This is a genomic window from Pseudomonadota bacterium (genome assembly GCA_039033415.1).
GTDB lineage: Bacteria > Pseudomonadota > Gammaproteobacteria > Xanthomonadales > SZUA-38 > JANQOZ01.
Genome location: JBCCCR010000009.1, coordinates 150,052 through 167,869 on the forward strand (window position 1 = coordinate 150,052; position 17,818 = coordinate 167,869).

The 17,818-nt window shown below is 61.4% G+C and carries 13 protein-coding genes; 5 read left to right on the forward strand and 8 right to left on the reverse strand.

The window, feature by feature from the left end:
• Nucleotides 1-48 precede the first annotated feature (48 nt).
• Entirely contained in the window at nt 49-987 is a 939-nt protein-coding gene (locus AAF358_09505) for a toll/interleukin-1 receptor domain-containing protein (protein MEM7705775.1), read from the forward strand.
• Here the strand turns inward: AAF358_09505 and AAF358_09510 are convergent.
• Both AAF358_09510 and AAF358_09515 read right to left on the reverse strand, forming a co-directional pair.
• Nucleotides 984-4,151, reverse strand: coding sequence for an AAA family ATPase (locus AAF358_09510; protein MEM7705776.1), 3,168 nt, complete (start codon nt 4,149-4,151; stop codon nt 984-986). The genes AAF358_09505 and AAF358_09510 overlap by 4 nt on opposite strands.
• A 10-nt stretch (nt 4,152-4,161) precedes the next feature.
• Nucleotides 4,162-6,363: an NAD(P)-binding protein gene (locus tag AAF358_09515; GenBank protein ID MEM7705777.1), complete on the reverse strand. Its 2,202-nt coding sequence runs from the start codon at nt 6,361-6,363 to the stop codon at nt 4,162-4,164.
• A 78-nt stretch (nt 6,364-6,441) separates the two neighbouring features.
• On the opposite strand from AAF358_09515, the gene AAF358_09520 reads away from it, so the two are divergent.
• Complete coding sequence (locus AAF358_09520) at nt 6,442-8,145, forward strand: hypothetical protein (GenBank protein ID MEM7705778.1); 1,704 nt, start codon at nt 6,442-6,444, stop codon at nt 8,143-8,145.
• Here AAF358_09520 and AAF358_09525 read toward each other — a convergent pair.
• The 5 genes from AAF358_09525 to AAF358_09545 all read right to left on the reverse strand — a co-directional run bounded on the left by AAF358_09525 (nt 8,137) and on the right by AAF358_09545 (nt 12,437).
• On the reverse strand, nt 8,137-9,405 hold the full coding sequence (locus AAF358_09525; protein ID MEM7705779.1) for a mechanosensitive ion channel family protein: 1,269 nt from the start codon (nt 9,403-9,405) through the stop codon (nt 8,137-8,139). The genes AAF358_09520 and AAF358_09525 overlap by 9 nt on opposite strands.
• An 82-nt stretch (nt 9,406-9,487) precedes the next feature.
• Complete coding sequence (locus tag AAF358_09530) at nt 9,488-10,024, reverse strand: DUF4199 domain-containing protein (GenBank protein ID MEM7705780.1); 537 nt, start codon at nt 10,022-10,024, stop codon at nt 9,488-9,490.
• A 120-nt stretch (nt 10,025-10,144) separates the two neighbouring features.
• On the reverse strand, nt 10,145-10,588 hold the full coding sequence (locus AAF358_09535) for a response regulator transcription factor (protein MEM7705781.1): 444 nt from the start codon (nt 10,586-10,588) through the stop codon (nt 10,145-10,147).
• A 27-nt stretch (nt 10,589-10,615) separates the two neighbouring features.
• Nucleotides 10,616-11,956 carry an amidohydrolase gene (locus tag AAF358_09540; protein ID MEM7705782.1) on the reverse strand — a complete coding sequence of 447 codons (1,341 nt, stop codon included), beginning with the start codon at nt 11,954-11,956 and terminating at the stop codon, nt 10,616-10,618.
• Nucleotides 11,957-12,005: 49 nt separating this feature from the next.
• On the reverse strand, nt 12,006-12,437 hold the full coding sequence (locus AAF358_09545; protein MEM7705783.1) for a peptidylprolyl isomerase: 432 nt from the start codon (nt 12,435-12,437) through the stop codon (nt 12,006-12,008).
• 184 nt (nt 12,438-12,621) lie between these two features.
• On the opposite strand from AAF358_09545, the gene AAF358_09550 reads away from it, so the two are divergent.
• From AAF358_09550 to AAF358_09560, 3 genes are all read left to right on the forward strand, one after another.
• Nucleotides 12,622-13,068: a hypothetical protein gene (locus AAF358_09550; protein MEM7705784.1), complete on the forward strand. Its 447-nt coding sequence runs from the start codon at nt 12,622-12,624 to the stop codon at nt 13,066-13,068.
• 333 nt (nt 13,069-13,401) lie between these two features.
• Entirely contained in the window at nt 13,402-14,142 is a 741-nt protein-coding gene (locus AAF358_09555) for a glycosyltransferase family 2 protein (GenBank protein MEM7705785.1), read from the forward strand.
• Nucleotides 14,135-15,733, forward strand: a complete 1,599-nt coding sequence (locus tag AAF358_09560) for a hypothetical protein (GenBank protein MEM7705786.1) — start codon at nt 14,135-14,137, stop codon at nt 15,731-15,733. Before AAF358_09555 ends, AAF358_09560 begins: the two co-directional genes overlap by 8 nt.
• Before the next feature lie 201 nt (nt 15,734-15,934).
• On the opposite strand, the gene AAF358_09565 is transcribed toward AAF358_09560, so the two are convergent.
• Nucleotides 15,935-17,791: a hypothetical protein gene (locus AAF358_09565; protein ID MEM7705787.1), complete on the reverse strand. Its 1,857-nt coding sequence runs from the start codon at nt 17,789-17,791 to the stop codon at nt 15,935-15,937.
• Nucleotides 17,792-17,818: the final 27 nt, after the last annotated feature.

Here is a 17,818-nt window from a genome sequence, read left to right on the forward strand (position 1 = left end):
CTTTGCTGCCGTACCATACAGCCACCTTTTTGACGGTGCAGCGACAGCGTGGGAACAACGGAAAAACCCTTTCCTGCCTATCAGGGCGACCAGCCTTACCTATTCGTCTGCTATGCCCACGAAGACGCGACCATCGTCTACGACGAAATGTTGTGGCTGCACGAAACCGGCGTCAGGCTCTGGTACGACGACGGTGTCCGGGTGGGTACCGTATGGCGGCGAGTCCTGGCCGAGGCGCTCGAGGGCGCCCGTGGCCTGGTCTTTATGCAGACTCAGCAGTCGGTGCAGTCCGAGTTCTGCATGAACGAAATACGCTTTGCGCTGGATGAGGAAAAGCCGGTCTTTGTCGTGACGCTGGAAGACTCGCGCCTGCCCGCTGAGCTTCGGCTGTCGCTGGGAGATCGGCAGGCGATGGTAAAAGACAATTTTGCCGTCGGCGACTTTCGGCGCCGCCTGGCGGACGCCCTCAAGGCCTGCCTGGGTATCTCGGACGACACCGAGGCTCCAGGTGCCGAAGGGAGCGGGCCGTCATCCAGCTGGATTCGCCGACGCCGCCGGCAGCGAAACAGGCGACTATTTACCACCACCGTCTGTTTTATCGACACGCAGAGCCAAGACAAAACCGGTCCAATCGCCGACGATATCGCCGCCGAGGGTGGAGAGGTGCTCAGTCGGGAAGGAACACTGCTGGTGGCCGCGTTCGATTCAGCCGCCACCGCCATGGAATTACTAACCCGTCGACCTCGCGGCTGGCGTGTCGGCATCAGCAGCGGCGACCTGTTGTTCGAAGACGGACTGTTTCACGGCACGCCCATGGCCGAGGCAGCATCCCTCAAAGATAGCGCTGAGCCGGGCCAGGTTTGGGCGACTAACGCCTTCGTCAGGCTGCTCGACTCAACCCCGGATCTCGATCACCAAAAGGATATGGGGATTGATTTCGAAGCGACGGGTGAAGGCGTTTTGCTCACCACGCGCGTCCCGGGCTAAGCGTCTCGGAACTCTTGCAGCTGCGCGAGCAACAGGGGCAGCTTTAGCCGCTCGGCCGTCGCTTGAGCCTCATGGATCGCCGCATCGCAATCCCTACCCATCGCAACATCCAGCCGGGCGAGATCCAGCTGACAGCGAGCCACCCACGTCACTGCGCCAATGTGCCGGTTGGCCTCGATGGCTTTGAGCAACGCCTCCCGGGCGCCGGTCAGATCGCCTTGGCATTCCTGAAGCAGGCCGAGATAGCGATGCACGCTGCCCAGGGTGTTGAAGACCATATTGGCCTGGGCTTCGGCCTCCGGCTGAAGCAGCTCCCACAGCGCGTCAACGTGATCCCGAAGCCTAAGGCGAGCAACCGCATAAGCCAGCTGGGCCAGGTTCCACAGCCACATCTGATCCTGCGGGATCTGATCGAATCCTTCCTCGGCCATCGTCGCTACGATTCGCCGCGCCAATGCCTCCTGCCCGGTATCGACGGCCAGCGTCAGCAGCGTGGGCCAGGCAAAAAACCGCTGATGAGGTTCGAGACGAGCGCCAGCCATCTCGATCAGCTGAGCACACTGCTGCGGGCTCGCCTGATCATAGGCCAGCCAGAACTGATGGATGCGATATGCCGCTTCACCGTCAGCCTCACCAATTTCCCGCGCCAGCTCACGACGTTCGGCCATGTGTGCCATGACGTCCGCGTAGCGTGCCTCCATCAAGGCCACGGTGGTTTCACGGAGCAACAGCATCGAACGCTCGCCGGGTTGCCCGACACAACGGGCGAGCGCGGCCGCCCTCTCACGGGCCGCCGCAAGCCGATGCGGATCGCCGAGCCGGGTGGCGGTAAAAACCTCGTGGCTGGCAATTTCAAAACACAAACGCGGATCTGAATCGGCGCGTGTGAGCTCCTCAAGTTCCGCTGCCACCGCCAGACGAGCAGGCCAGGGTGAGAATTTGACCCAAAGCGCGTGCGCCAAGACCTGCAGGAGCAGCTCGGGCGCTGCGGCTCGAGCCGTCTCGATCGCTCGATCGCTGGCCTCGATGGCGCGCGTACGATTGCTGTCCCAGGTAAGCTCGATTGCCAGCAGCGACAGCAAACGCGCCCGGTGGCCGGGGTCTTCTGGCCCCAGCAGCCCCAGCGCCTGCTCGAGTCGGCTGACGGCATCACCATCGACATGAAGCGCGCGGGTATAGGAACCTCGATAGGCCGCGAAGACAGCGACCGCCATGCGGGACCCGTCCTTGTCCGCCAGGGCGAGATCGGCCGCGTCAAACAGCGGCGTTCGATACTCGGGGTGCCCGACACGACGACGTGCCCGGCCCAGGCCGGTCAGCAGATCGATCCTAAGCTTGCTGTCCGGTATCTCCGAAAACAGTTCCAGACCGTGCTCGAAATGGCCAAGCGCCATCTCGTTGGCGAATTGCTCAAGCGCCCGGTCGCCCGCCAGCAGCGTGTAGCGCACCGCCTGCAGCTCATACCCCAGTGACGCTGCGCGTGAATAGTGTCGCGCCAGGTCATTGATCCGCTGCCGAACTTCCGCTCCACCTCGTTCTTCGATGGCCTGACCGGCCCGATGATGCAGCTTGGCTCGCCGCGCCGCGCCGACACCCTGGTAAACCGCCTCTCTCGTCAGCGAATGAGCAAATCGGTAGGAAAGCCGCATGCTGTCAAGCAGATGCACGAGGCCTTCATCAACGGCCCGATCGAGGGCGTCGATGACGTCGTCCTCGGCGCGACAGATTGCAACAACTTCCTTCAGCTCAAAAATCTCGCCAACCACAGAAGCCGCTTCAATAACCGCCTGCAGCGTTTTGTCCAGGCCAGCAAAGCGGGTCCGCACCACCTGACCCAGATCCACTTCCTGTGATGCCGGTGCCAGCGGCACGGGTTGCCGTTTCACTTCTTTCAAGTGCAGGGGTGACCCCGCGGTCGCCTCGAGCAAGGACTGGATCACTCCCTCATCACCCAGCGTCGCGCCGGAGGCCTCCCCGCCAAGAAACTCGCGGATCTCCTGTGCATCGAGGCCGCCCAGGGACAGCTCCGAGACCTGCTTTTCGCCAAGCGCTTGGCGGGCGGCCTTGAGCAGACGATCGGTGCGCCGGTCGCCAGTCCGATGGCTTGTCACAATCAGCATCGGGCGGCCGCCAATTTGGCTGACGAGGTGCAGCAACAGCTCAAACGTTGAGTCGCCTTCCCAATGCAGCGAGTCGAGCAGTACCAGCAGCGGGCACTCCGCAGCGAGCGACCCAAGCCAGCCCGCAACGGCGCCGAAGAGCGCCTGCCGCTCGGTGTGGGAATCCCCCTGCACCGGCGGCGGCAAATCCAGCAGCCGCTCGCGAATCTGCGGCAGGATGCGCACCAGATCACCAGCCCCGGGGCCAAGTCGCGGCGGCAGATCTGCCACGCTATCCACCACCTTGGAGAGCGCCTGAGCAATCGGCGCAAACGGTCGGGCCAGGTCTTCGTCGGACGCCCCGCCGACGACGCCCACCCCCAGCTTCCGCGCCTCTTCAGCCAGCTCTGAAAGCAGCCGGGTTTTTCCCAGCCCGGCCCCGGCAACCACGGCACACCACTGTGTCTCTCCAGCGAGTACCCGATCGAGAAGCTGCCGCAGCGCTTCGCGCTCCGTCAGCCGTCCGACAAACGGTTCGGCATCATGTACCGTCAGCGCCGGCGGTGGCAGCAGCTCATGCTCCAGCGGCAGCGCCGGCTGCCAGCGCAGCGCGGAAGACGGCACCCGCCCGGCCGAAGCTGACTCCAGCAACGGGTAAGCCAGGCGGTTCCCTGCCAGCATCCGGGCCAGCGAGCTGACCAGCACCTGCCCCGGTCCGCTGGCGTCTAGCATGTCCAACACCTTGTCTACCGGCTGACCGCCGAAGCCGGTGGCGGTTGCAACAATTTCTCCTCCGCCAACCGCACAGCTCAGCGTGCCCAGCTTCTGAGGGAACTGGCGCTGCAGCGCAACCGCCGCGGTCGCTGCGGCATTCACCGAATCAAAAACGGCGAGGACGCCCCCACCGCTGGTGGGCCGATACTGACCGTGAAACCGCGCCGTGATCTGGCTGATCAGCTCGTGGCGCTCGCGCCTGAGCTGGTCGAAGTCGCCATCGTTGGACTCACCGCCCGGTGCGGCAATCCGGGCGGCCAGAACGCCGCCGAGAAACGAACCCTGCTCCATGCCCGCGTCGTCAGCGAATAACGGGAATGGCGCCTCGGCGCAGGGCCGCGTTGATTTTTCGCGTGACCGACGGATTCAGGAAGTCGATGCCATAGATCTGCTCACGCTTGAGGTAACCGGTCAAAGCCATCGCCGCAAACTTACCGCCGGTGACGGCACTTTCAAAGGCGCCAGCGTTAATCCCGGTATAGATCCAGTCTCCGGCGGGAACCAGGTTGTTTACCCCGGAGGCCCACGGCATCAGCCGTTGACTGGCGGTGCCGGGTAACGCCTGCACATAGGCGTCGGTTGGGTCGGTGTTGGCCCGATGGTACTGCAGCTTGAGCCGGTCCTCACCGCGATAGTCCTGCTGGCTCGCCTTGGGGACCCAGAGATAATGAAAATTCATGGCCTGCGGGTCATTGCGCCAGGGCTCACCGGGAACAGACCCGGTCAGGAAATTCCCCATCTTGCGCAGCGTGCTCGAGGTGTGGGCCATCGTCCGGGCCACGTCCTCGGCGTTGCTGTGATTAACGTGGTGAATCTGCGAGCAGAAATAGATCAGGCCTTTCGGTGCGTCTGCGCCCCAATTTTCCGCCGCAATCAAATCGTCGAAGACGGCCATACAGTTGAGCGGGTTGGGAAACGACCCGCTGATATAGCGAGCGGTACGGCCGTATTTTTTGCGGTCGACGTTCCAGCCCAGTTCCTCGGTGCTGTGGGTCAGCCAGAACTGACTGGCCTGGGTAGCCGTCGTGCTCATGGCCGCTGCGGTTCGCGACCACTGCTTGCCCAGCGTGTCCGGCGCCAGGTGTTTGATCATCGAAGGTGGCACCGCCCACACAACATAGTCGAAGCTGTCTTTGCCCCGTCCGCCGCGCTTTAAGACCCTCGCTTTGGCGCCAACCCCATCGGGGCTGTACCACTTCTCGAAATCGATATCTTTGTTTTCATCGGCAAACCGAACTTGCTCCCACAGCGGATGGCTGGGCCAGACCCGCCAGGGTTTGCCTGGCACCTTCTGGAGCGGATCGTAAGGGCCTTTCTTCAGCGAAAGCTGGCGCTGAAACTCCAGGCGCTCCACCACCTTGCCCTGCTCTCCGTCGACCACCTCAATACCGGTCAGCTTGTGGAAAAACTCAAACCGGACGCCGCGCTCTTTGAGCGCCAGATAAAGGGGCAGGATGGCGCTTTCGCCGGTACCTGCTGCCATAAAGTAAAAGTAGTCACCGGTGCCGAGAAAGCTGCGGAGGATCCAGCCAAGCCAGGAGGCGGTCGACATGGTGGGCGGATTGGTCGAGTCGCCGTCCACGTAAGAAAACATGATGTTGGGCACCACAAACGTCATGGCGCCGATCAGCGTGTGGTCGAGCGCCCCATGACGTTTCATCCAGTCACGAAAGTCTTCCTGATCGAGCGAGTTGAGATCCTTCTCCCACAAACGCTCTTCCAGGATTCCTTTCAGGACCGTCCAGTAGAGGTCCAGGCTGCTGATCGCCAGCGAATGGTTGTGGTGAAACTTGCGGTCGAGCTCTTCGGCCAGCTCCTGCAGGTGTTTGCGCATGCCGTCGAGGTGTTCCACCGCAAAGGTCATAAATTCTTCAATCGCCAGGTCCTCAAGGTGGTGAACCTTGCCGAGTAGGTGCTTGAGACCCTTGTGAAGCGCTTCCCCGAGCCCGCGGTGTCTTTTGCGTCGAGTTTTGCTCGAGATTTCCGGATGAACCAGATCGCCATGCTTCAGTCTGGCCGGATCACCCGGTCGTCCGCGTTTGAGCATCTCCGCCAGCAGCCCTTTCATGATCCCGTGCCAGTTCATCTCCGGCGCCCGCGCGGTCCAGGGCTTGCCCGGCAGAAACGGCATGCTCTGCACCTCGTGATGCCAGTGTCCGTTCTGATATTCGAGCTGATAGGTCATGGAGCTCGGCAGGAACGCCTTGCCCAGGGTGGCGTTGGGCATGAGGGCTTTAGACTTTTTATCGATGCCGGCATAGGCCTTTTTCATCATGGCCCAGGTATTGAAGTAGCAGTTGCAGAAGCCGTGGATACCGTGCTCGAGAATTCGCCAGCCGTTCTCTTCGTCCCGACCGGTGGCGCCCTTTCCGCCGACACGCCAACCCATCTGATAGATACAAATGTCGTACTTTTCCTGCCAGCCCGGCTCTTCGGTCAGGTGAAAAGCGGTCGAGAGTCCTGCCGGTCCACCGCCCACAATCGCAATGCGCTTAACAGGCATAATATTTCCCCCCAGATGTTATTTTTATGTACCCGAGTGTATTGCCGGGACGTTATGAGCACGAACATAGCATATCCAATGACCGCGGTTCCGCTGACGATTGGCGTCACTGCGCACCGGGATTTATGCCCCGACGAATTGCCGCAGATCAAACGCGCCGCCACTGATTTTCTGCAGGAACTTCGGGCTCAATTCCCGGATACACCGCTGCGGATTTTGTCTCCGCTGGCCGAAGGGGGTGATCGCATGATCGGTCAGCTTGCGCTGGAGCTGGGCCTGGAACTCGCGGTCCCGCTGCCGTTCGACCTCAATGAATACCGCAACGACTTTGCCAGCGACGATTCCAAGGCCGAGTTTGATCTGATTGTTCAGCAGGCATCTCAGTTGATCGAGCTGGAGCCCGCGGGCGGCTTTTCGCTGGAAGAGGTTGCTGCCGGCGGTGAAGCGCGGGACGTTCAGTATGCCAATCTCGGCGTGTATCTGTCCGACCGCTGCCAGGTGCTCCTGGCGATCTGGGACGGCAAGGAGCTGCCCTACCCCGGCGGCACCTCACAGGTGGTCAATTATCATCAGTTCGGTCAGATGCGTGGCGTGGACGGGCAATTCGATCGTCCCTACATCCTGGCCGAAGACGACACCGACCTCGTGTTCCACGTCGTCTGTTCACGCCAGGGCGACGACGGTGCTCCGGCCGATGGACTGGCGGCAGGAAGCACCCGTCTGCTGGTCACCGATCCGGAGCGCCATGAGGTGAACACCCTGCCTGAGCGCTACCGCCAGATGATCGGGCGCCTAGGGGAATACAATCGCGATGGCCGCGAGCTAGACCCCCGGAGCCTGGCCAACCGAGACTACCTGCCCGGCTGGACGCCGGACCTGACCCCCGACAGTGCGCTGGATAACATCGCCCGGCACTTCTTCACCTCTGACGCTTTGGCAAGCCGGTTTCAGGGACGCTACCTGCGCACCCTGAAGACGCTATCGTTTGTCGGACTGCTGATGACTGTGGCGTTTATCGGCTATGCCGATCTCGACCAGCCGCTGATGATCTACGCGTTTCTGGGGTGCTTTGCATTGGGTCTGGTGCTCGCCTGGCAAGCCGGACGATTCCAGTGGCACCGCAAGTATCTCGACTACCGCGCCCTCGCGGAGGGTCTGCGGGTTCAGTTCTACTGGGGTCTCACGGGCGTCTCCGGTCGCTTTCGTAACGACTTTGCCCACGACAACTATCTGCAAAAACAGGACCTGGAAATCGGATGGATCCGTAACGTCATGCGGCATGTGGGGCTGGCGGACGAGGTGGGTGAACACGGCACGTCGCTGGAAACGGCGATCGACCACTGGGTCGGGCGGGATGAATCGGGTGGTCAGCTCGGTTTTTTTCGTTCGCGATGGCATCGGATGCGCCTCGCTGCCCGCCGAACCAACCGGATTGTCCGCGCCTGCTTGTGGCTGAGCATCGGCGCCGCAGGCATTCTGGCCGTCCTGCAGTTCCGCATGGATGAAGCGGCGGTCCAGGCGCTGCTGGTCGCCATCGGTCTGCTGTCGATCGGGGTTGCGGTGCGCGAACTCTATGCCAACAAGACGGCCGAAGCGGAGCTTTCGAAGCAGTATGCCTACATGTACCGAGTGTTTCGGGACGCTCGCCTGAAGCTGGATAGCGCGGACAGTGAGGACAAAAAGCGCGAAATCCTGCGGATCCTCGGCGAAGCGGCGCTCGACGAACACGCCGAGTGGATCCAGCGGCACCGGGAACGGCCGCTGGAGCAGAGCTCATTCTGACGGCAAGGTTGTCTCGCTGGCTGGGATTGACTGAAGCGCCCTGACATCCTGGCCCGCGGGCTGCTGGTACGGTCGCAGATCAAACTCCTGCAGGATCGCCAGCAGGTGATCGAAGAGGTCCGCCTGTATGCCCTCGTACTCATGCCACTGCGTGGTGTTGGTGAAGCAGTAGATCTCGATGGCGATCCCCTCGGCTCCGGGCTGCAGCTGTCGCACCAGAAGCGTCATATTTTGATGAATTTTATTGTGATTTTTTAGATAGTTATAAACATAAGCTCGAAACGTTCCGAGATTGGTGAGGCGACGAAGATTCACATCGTCAGCGGTGGGACGCGCAAGTCCGCTGTTGTATTGCTCAAGCGCCTGCTGTTTTTCCTCGATGTACTCGCTCAGCAGCGCAAACCGCCGGAAATGCTGAATCTCGGTTTCTGTCAAGAAGCGCACGGAGGTCATATCCAACAGCAGCGAACGCTTGATGCGGCGACCGCCGGACCGCGACATTCCGCGCCAGTTTCGAAAGGAGTCTGAAATGAGCTTGTGCGTCGGTATGGTAGTGATCGTTTTGTCCCAGTTCTGTACCCGAACCGTGTGCAGCTCAACGTCGATCACGTCCCCGTCCGCGTTGTACTTCGGCATTTCGATCCAATCACCAACGCGCACCATGTCCAGACTCGCGAGCTGGATACTCGCCACAAACGACAGGATGGTGTCTCGAAAGACCAGCAGCAGTACCGCTGTCAGCGCGCCGAGGCCGGACAGCAGGATCAGCGGCGACTTGTCCAGGATGGCTGAAATCACAAGGATGGCGCCGATGCAGAAAAGGACAATCTGGGTCACCTGCACATAGCCCTTGATCGGATGCAGATGGGCCTTGGGGCGGCGATCGTAGATGGCGTTCAGCGCGTTGAGGGCAGCGCTCACCGCCAGCACCACCAGCAGTGCTATCAATGCGGTAGCCACATTCTGGATGCCCCGCGTGACGGTTTCACTTAGGTGGGGCACGAGCGGGGCCCCGAGATAGATCACGATCGGCACCAGCGCCTGGGCCAGCCGAGCCACCACCCGATGCTCAATAATCGTGTCGTCCCACGTGCTCTTACTGGCCTTGGCCAACGCATGGATCGCGCGAGTGATGACACCCTTGGCGATCAGGTCGGCAACCCATGCGGCCAGCAGAAGTGCAGCAAGCCCCAGTGCGGTCAACAGCCAGGGGTTTGCCTGCGCCAGCAGCTCAGTCAGCTGCGTCCACCATTCCTGCATGAGGTTTACATCCGAGGTGCGAAAGAGCCCGAATTCTACGGGTTTTACCCCGGCACAGGGACCCTATTTCCGGCGCGGACGCTCAGTCTTCGTAGAGACGTGGCGGCCTGATCCGCCGAAGGAAGGCGGCGGAGATCAGGGAAATCAGCAGGCCAACCGGGAAAATTTCGAGAAAGGTCATCGGCAGACGAAACAGCGGGCTGGCGTAACGCTCCGACATTTTGTCCATCTCCAGCTTCAGCTCCTCGAGTTCGGTGCCTGTCATCCCGTCAGCCTCACTCTCAGCGATTACGCTCGCTGCGTACTGCTCCATAAACTGATAGTCGCTGGTGTAAAGATAAATCTCCCACACGAAGACATAGATCACGCCGGCAACAATCGCGATGGACGCACCCATGCCCGCTGCGGCCCAGAAGCCGATATAGCCTTCCCGCTGCTGATCCCGGTAGCGCTTGATCCCGACGAACACCAGCGACAGCGCCACCAGCATCACCAGGTATCCCATCCACTCAGCGCCAGCGAGATTCGTATCCGCATCCGCCATGGCGGTACCCGCAACGATCGTCAGGATGACGATGAGTCCGGCGAGACCGCCGTAGATCAATGCGTAGCGTGTCATGTCAGTCGTCCCCAGTTGTGTTGAAGTGGCGCCAAACTAGCGACTGAGCCTGCAGCTGACCATCGCCCAAACGGGTGATGATGGATGGTTCTCGAGTAGCTGGATCGTAAAATCAATGACTTAGGGAATCAGCAGCAGTTTTCGCGCCCGCTGAACCGCCTGCGTGCGCCGCTGAGCATCCAGCTTCTCGAACAGGCGGGACAGATGCGTCTTGACCGTGTTAGGCGACATGCCCAGGTTCCTGGCAATCTCTTTGTTGGTTTGTCCTTCCGCCAGAAGTGCCAGCACTTCACACTCGCGGCGCGTGACGCCAAGCCGCCGGGCGATCTCAAGCGGTGGTGGCGTGGGGCCGGCCGGCGTACGCGTCAGCTTGCGCCCCGCCCAAAGACCGAGCACCGTAAACAGAATCGCAATCACCACCACGTAGGTCTCCCGCGACAGCTGGCGCACGAGGTGCTGGTAGTCCAGCCATTCGAGTGCAAAAGCCCCCAGCGCGAGGACCAGGCCGTAGCCAGCCACCTGGGCCAGGAGTCGTACCGTGTCGCTAGGGCGCTGCTTTGCCATCGCGTCGAACGTAAAACGTCGCCAACGTTATGTCTGCGGCGGCATCAACTCCCGTAGCGCAACCACCGTCGCGGCAACGCCCGAGGTAATCGCGGGTTCCGGATCGATCCGGAACCGAGGAGAGTGATGAGACGGCACCGGCGGCCCGCCGGCCGACTCGATTTCAAAAGCCCGAGCGGGGGTTCCGCCGATTTGGAAGTAGACGCTTGAGATCGGCGGGTCGATAGTGAAGTACGGAAAGTCCTCGCCGCCCATGCCTTGACGATCATAGTTGGTCATCATGTCTTCACCCAGGCTGCGGCGCCAGGCGCCGTTGAGGCGCGCCACCAGCTCCGGGTCATTGATGGTGACCGGCAGCGTTCCCTTATTCTCGACGATCGGCAGACGATCTTCCGGTAGCCCTGCCGCCCTCGCCACGTGTTCCGCCACCCGTCGAATTCCGGCCAGCAGCTTTTCGCGGGTCTCGGGGGTATCAGACCGGACCGTCAGCTCCAGCTTCGCTTCTTCGCTGATCACGTTCCGCTTGTTGCCAGCTCTCAGCACGCCCACGGTGACCACACCCGGTTCGCGCGGCGAAAGCTCACGAGAAACCAGCGTTTGCAGCGCCATAACAATCTGGGCGGCCAACACCACCGGGTCCTTGCCGCGATGGGGGCTGGCGCCATGGGCACCGATGCCTCGCACGGTGACGTCGACGCTATCGACGCCCGAATAAGCCGCCTGGGGCGCAGCGTAAAGTTTTCCGGCCTCAATTTCTGCCGACACATGGAATGCGAGCGCAAAATCGGGTTGGCCGAACCGCTCCCAAAGCCCGTCTTCCATCATCGCTTTAGCGCCAGACTCTTTCCACTCCTCAGCCGGCTGAGCAATCAGCATCAGCGTCCCCGACCAGAGGTTGCGCTGAGTCGCCATTTGCCGCGCCGTGCCGACCAGCGCAGTGATATGCACATCGTGTCCACACGCGTGCATCACGGGGAATTTCTTACCTTCAGAGTTGGCCTTTACGACCTCCGATTTGTAAGGCAGATCGGTTAGCTCGGCGACCGGCAAGGCGTCCATGTCGGCCCGCATCATCACCATCGGCCCCGGACCGTTGCGCAACATCGCAACGACGCCCGTCTGACCAACGCCTTCGGTCACCTCATAACCCAGCTCGCGAAATTCCGCCGCCAGCCGCGCAGCGGTCTCGAATTCGACAAAAGACAGCTCCGGGTTGGCGTGAAAGTGTTTGAACAGCGCGTCAAGATTCTGGCTGTAGTCTTCGGCTACGGCCAGCTGCAGCGCGCCCGGGTCTGCGCCCGTGGGTCCCGCAGTCGCCAGCGCCAGCAGCGCTCCGCCCAGCAGGCTTAACCCACGCTGTACCCTCAATCGAACGCCTTGCGCTGTCGCCTCTCCGCGGGCGGCGCACCGACGCGGCTCACTCATCCGCAACTACCACGCGGGTCATCGTGTCACCCTGCTCGATGGCATCAACGACGTCCTGCCCCTCCAGAACGCGACCGAAGACGGAATGGCGGCCGTCGAGATGCGGACAGGGAACGTGGGTAATAAAGAACTGTGAGCCATTGGTGTTAGGGCCCGCGTTGGCCATCGACAACACGCCTGGGCCATCATGCGTTAGCTCCGAATCGAACTCGTCCTCGAAGCGGTAACCCGGGCCGCCTCGACCCGTGCCCTCCGGGCAGCCGGTCTGAATCATAAAGTCGTTAATTACCCGGTGAAACTTCAGCCCGTCGTAGAAGCCCTGCCCGGCCAGCTTTTCGAAGTTTGCCACCGTGGCCGGTACTTTCTGGTCGTGAAGCTCCAGCCGAATGGTGCCGCGATTCGTTTCGATGGTTGCGGTTTTCAATGTTCAGGTCCCCTGACAGCTCAAATCAGCGAACAAGGTACTCAATTCCTGTGACGGCCGCCACAGGGATACGTTCTGTTACAGGCCGATTGCCTTTGTTTTCCGAACGCCATAAGCGGCTTACCCGGCCTCGCCAAACTCCTTCCCGTAGCTGCCCTTTGGCAGAAAGAAGGAACTGCGAGACATGGACGTCAGCCCCAATCCAAACATTCTTCGCTCAATGGCGCTTTGCCTGACTCTGCTGCTTGGCGCCTGTGCCACAACACCGGAAGGCCACACCATGCTGGCGGCCCGTAAGGCCCCCGATCTGGCCACCGGAGCCGGGTGTAACGCCTTTGGCGTGCTGGAAGACGAAATGCTGGCGGTGCCGACCGAAAAAATTCGCTTTGACGTCCGGGTTGTCAGCCCCGCAAAAATCGCCAAGCAATGCGCCGCCAGCGAGGAAACCGGTTCCGTCTGGGGCTGTTACCACCAGGATACAGGCCAAGCCTTCATTGCCGGCAAAGACTGGCACGTCTACTGGCACGAGTGGTGCCACGCCAAGTTCGGTCCGGCGCACGTCAGCGTTGCCGCCAGCGCCCGGAAGCCCAAAGGCTACCTTCACTACATCGCCAGCAACGCTGCGCCCTGACCCAAGGTTCATATCGTCGAATCCATGGAAAGGGGGACTCGCTGGCTAGCGGGTCCGTCTCCGCGAGCAGCACCCGATCCCCGCAAGGGCTCAATGTGGCCCTATGAAATGAAAGTCTGCAGGGCCGCCGCGTAGGCCGCTTTACCGCCAGACGCAAACGCCGAGGAAAACCGTTAGAACCCGCCGCCCTCTCCTCGCTCAGCGTCAGTCATGTGAAGCCACGGGAAGATTCCCCTGGGGAGAGCCACGCTACGCGAGCAAAACAAGCAGATTCATTGCTGGAACAAAGCTATGATTCGGCCATGCCGGCCCTCGATCTCTGATGACTTCTCCATGATTCTTGGACAGCGCGTTGTCGTTGTGCTGCCCGCGTACAACGCGGCGCAGACGCTCGCCCAGACCTATCAGGAGATCCCTGGTGGGTTGGTAGATCAAGTGGTGCTGGTGGACGACGCCAGCGGTGACCAAACTCTGGAAATCGCGCGGGAGCTCGGCATCCAGGAGGTGGTTCGACATGAACGCAATCGGGGCTATGGGGGTAACCAGAAAACCTGTTACGCCCGGGCTGGCGAACTAGGTGCAGACATCGTCATTATGTTGCATCCAGACTACCAGTACACGCCGAAGCTGATTCCAGCTATGGCGGGCATGATCGCCAGCGGAGTCTACGACGTCGTTCTCGCCTCGCGCATTCTCGGTAAGGGTGCTCGGTCCGGTGGAATGCCGCTCTACAAATACGTCGCAAACCGATGCCTGACCCTGATCCAAAACATTCTGGTCGGCCAAAAACTGTCTGAATACCACACCGGCTACCGGGCCTTTTCCGGGGAAGTACTCGAATCGCTGAAGCTCGATCGAAATTCGGATGACTTCGTCTTCGACAACGAAATGCTCTCTCAGACCATCTACCACGGCTATCGCATCGGTGAAATCAGCTGTCCGACGCGCTATTTCGAAGAAGCCTCCTCGATTTCGCTAGGGCCCGCCCTGCGCTACGGATTTGGCGTGCTGCGAGTGAGCCTGCAACACTTTCTACAGCGCACAAGGTTGGCCAGATTCTCCAGATATGAGTAGGCACCGCTGGCTCATCGCCTGGGGATTGACGCTGATCGCCGGCATTGCGCTGCGCGTTTACCAGATCGGTGATCAGATCATCGCTGACGATGAGTGGCATGCACTCAGGATGGTCTCGCTGTTTGGTTATTCCGAAATCTTTACGACCTTCGGGGTGGCTGATCACTGCATACCGCTCACGCTCCTGTACGAATGGCTGTCCCGAATCGGCGGGCTCAGCGAATGGGCAATGCGCGCTCCACTGATGGTTGCGGGTGTCAGCGCAATCGTTCTGATTCCTATCGTTTTCCGACCTTGGCTTAACGCCAAAGAGCGCTGGCTCCTGGGGGCCATGATCGCGTTGTGGCCCATTCTCATCTACTACAGCCGCACGGCTCGACCTTACGCGCTGCTGTTTTTGCTGGCGGGCGCGGCGATCCCGCTGGCCTATCAATGGTGGTATGAGAAAAAGCGGAAATCGGGTGTGTTTTACGGCGTGGGCGTTGTTCTTGCCGGGTGGATGAATCCGTTGAGTCTGGCCCTCGGTCTGAGCCCGCTATTGTGGTTTTCAGGGTCGGCCATCCGGAGCGCGATCGTCATGCGACAGCGGGCCCCGATGCTGAGGCTGCTGCAATTTGGACTGCCCGTTGCCGCGTCGCTGGCCTTGCTGATCGGTCCGCCGCTGTTCAATGACTGGAGCGCGCTGACCGGCAAGGCGGGAACCGACCAAGCAGGCCTCGAGACCGTTATCGTTTTTTGGCAGCTGTTTTCCGGCTCTCGCGGATGGCCCGTCGCCGTCGTTGTCCTGGTGCTGACGGCGGTGGGATCTTTCGAGCTTGCCAAGCGAGACCCGCGATTCCTGGGTTTTCTCAGCTTTTGCGTATCGTTAGCGGCCATAACGGTCTGGCTTACCGAAGCTGCCTGGATCAATCACGCTCTGGTTCTCGCCAGATACCTGCTGCCAACGCTGGCAATCGTTCTCGCGCTGGCGGCCCTTGGGTGCTACCGGGTCTTGGGGCTAATCGGAACGTCGAAGGTTCCTCAGGCTGCGCTGGCGGGATTGCTGGTGTTCGCTCATTGGGTGGCCGGACCGGTCCCGGAAGTCTACGCCGGGCGTAATCAGTTTACGGGTCACATGCGGTACCAGTTTGACTACGTACTAGAGCGCAACCCCTACAACGTGCTCGAAACCATCGAGCTGAATCCGGTGTTTTTCAAAGTCGCCGAGGACTTCGCCCCTGGCGACACCACCGTCATTTTGGCTCCGTGGTTTCATGAATGGCATTTCAATCTGGCGTATCGCTTCCAGCACGTCCATCGTCAACCGATGAAAATGGCGTTTGTTCAGGGTCTGTGCGCAGACGATCGGGCCGGTGAGTTTCCACCCGATACCAGCGGTCTCGACTTTCGTCATTTCACCCATCTGTCGGCCATGCTCCGGGAACCCGTTGCCGGTGCCGTACTGACTCTCAGACGCAGCAAACCCTACTGGGCGCCTGAAACGCGCTGGCCAGAAAACTGGGAGGTGTGTTTGTCGAAAGTTGAGGGTGCGCTGGGCGCTCCCTGGTATCAGGACGCTGAGTTTATCGCCTATCGAATCGATGCAGGTTAAGGCCACATCACGCCTAGCCTTATGGCGGCTGTTGACTAGCAGGCTGTTGAAAAAAGCCATCGATGGCTTTTTCAACGACGCCAAGTGAAAAGTGCGATTTCCACTTGGCTCACATTTTCAATGGCTTACAGCCATCAAAAATGCCGGCACATCCTTGTGCCGGTCGCAGCGCGTCGAAAAACTCCGTTTTTTAACACGCTGCTAGTTGGGGCTTGCCGGCGGGTCAACGCGAGGTGGTTCGGCCAGCGGATCGCGCTGCTCAATGGGGGTGACTTCGATGAAGAACAGCGGCACGTCCACCGGTGAGGCCACAAACGCCGCCAACTCAAGCTGGCAGTTGAGCGGCCGCGGCATGGTCCGGCGTGCAAGCACCACCGCTGAGGCTTCCGCCAGGGTCAGACTGTTGTCCAGGTCGTCTGACGCCTCTCGCAGCGACGCCTCGATGTCATCATGCGCCAGCACAAAACTGGCTCCCGGCTCCAGCGTTCCGCTGAGCGGGATCTCCGCGCGCGGTCGAACCGATTCAGGCGGATAGATTTCCAGGTAGTAACCCACCGCGTCCATATCGATGGTCGCCGCAGAGCTGTTGACCAGACGCAGCGCGCCCCTGCCCTCCTCCTGCACCAGAAGATCGGCGATCACCAGGTCGTTCTGACTGACGCGACACGCTCGATTGCCGCTTACCGAAGCGGCTGACTCCCAGCCTGCGGCCGAGAAAGGGTCCAGCTCAAAGGCGTCTCGATCGCACAAGGCGGGGCTTCGTCCGAGCGCGGCCTGTGACGCCGACGCGTCAAACAAGGGGCTTGATACCTCCGCTTGCTCGCTGACGGCCCCGACCGAGTCGACGACAAAACCGCTCAGGTATTCGTGTGTTCCGAGCAACCGCTGCATCTTGTGCTCAGCGGGGCTGGGGGCGCCGGTGCCCGCCACGCGGTTACGGGAACCGCGAAAAGCCGCGGCCGTCAGGGCCTCGGCGCACTCGCAGTCCGGCGTCGCCGCGGGTCGGTGAAGATCGAGATAGTCGCCTGGCGCCACGCTCAGGTGATCCACCACCTGCTGTGCGTCACTGGCCAGGGACGACCCTCGCCCCGCGACCAGGAATCCACCGCCGGGCGCGATCTCGCCAATCAGAGGTACCGTCACGGCGGTCCCCAGCTGATCGCGATAAACGATCCCAATTCGGTAGCCCTGAGCAGCCAGGTCGACCGTGTCGCTGGAGTGATTCACGAGCCAGACGTGTCCCGCTCCACTGGCGTCGGCGCTGAATTCGCGCACGAGCAGCGCCCCATTTTCATCACTGTCGCACCGGTGTGCTGGCGGCTCGTTACCCGGCTGGGCCGACCGCCAGTTTTCGGCCGGGTCAAAGCGGTTGTTGTCGTCCGCATCCGCCCGGCACGATTCGGGCAGGCGTTGGAAGGTCTGTGTGCCCCGGAAGTCGGGACTGGGCAGCCAGTCGGGATGATCGCTCCCGCCGCGTTCGCCGATCGTGTCGAGCGCCAGCGTCTGGGTCTGCAGCGCTTCGACGCCCGCCAGCACAATGGCGTCCGCGAGCTGCGGCGCGGCGGCGGTGCCGGCTTCTACGGCTGCGGCCATACAGCTGCACGTCTGCACAAGCTCGATCGGCCGCTGCGGACTGGAAAATCGGATGCGCTGGTCGAGCTGGCTCCGAGCCCAGCCGCTGCTTGCACCGCAGCCGCAGCCGTCGGCGGTACCGACTGCGGTCACCACATCCGTGGCGCTCCCGGGCCTGCGGGTCACAGCCACGGCGACCGCCGCCTGAGCGGCGTTGCAGTCGCCCCAAGCGCTCGCCACGGCCTGCGCCGCTCGCGCCGGCTCAAAACCTTGTTCCAAAAGATCGGCGGTGACCTCACCTGGATCGCGCTGCTCTTCGAACGCCTGATCAACGAAGGTCATCAGAATCGAGCGGTCCTGCGCGTGCGCAATGGTGGCGCCAGCCACCAGCGCCAGGGCAATGGCCGCGATCCGCAGCAGGATTCCGCTACGCCAACGGCAAGTCTTACGGCCGGCGGAAAGACAGAGTGCGGTGTCAGTATCCATCAGCTTAGTGTAAACAAATTCTCTTAA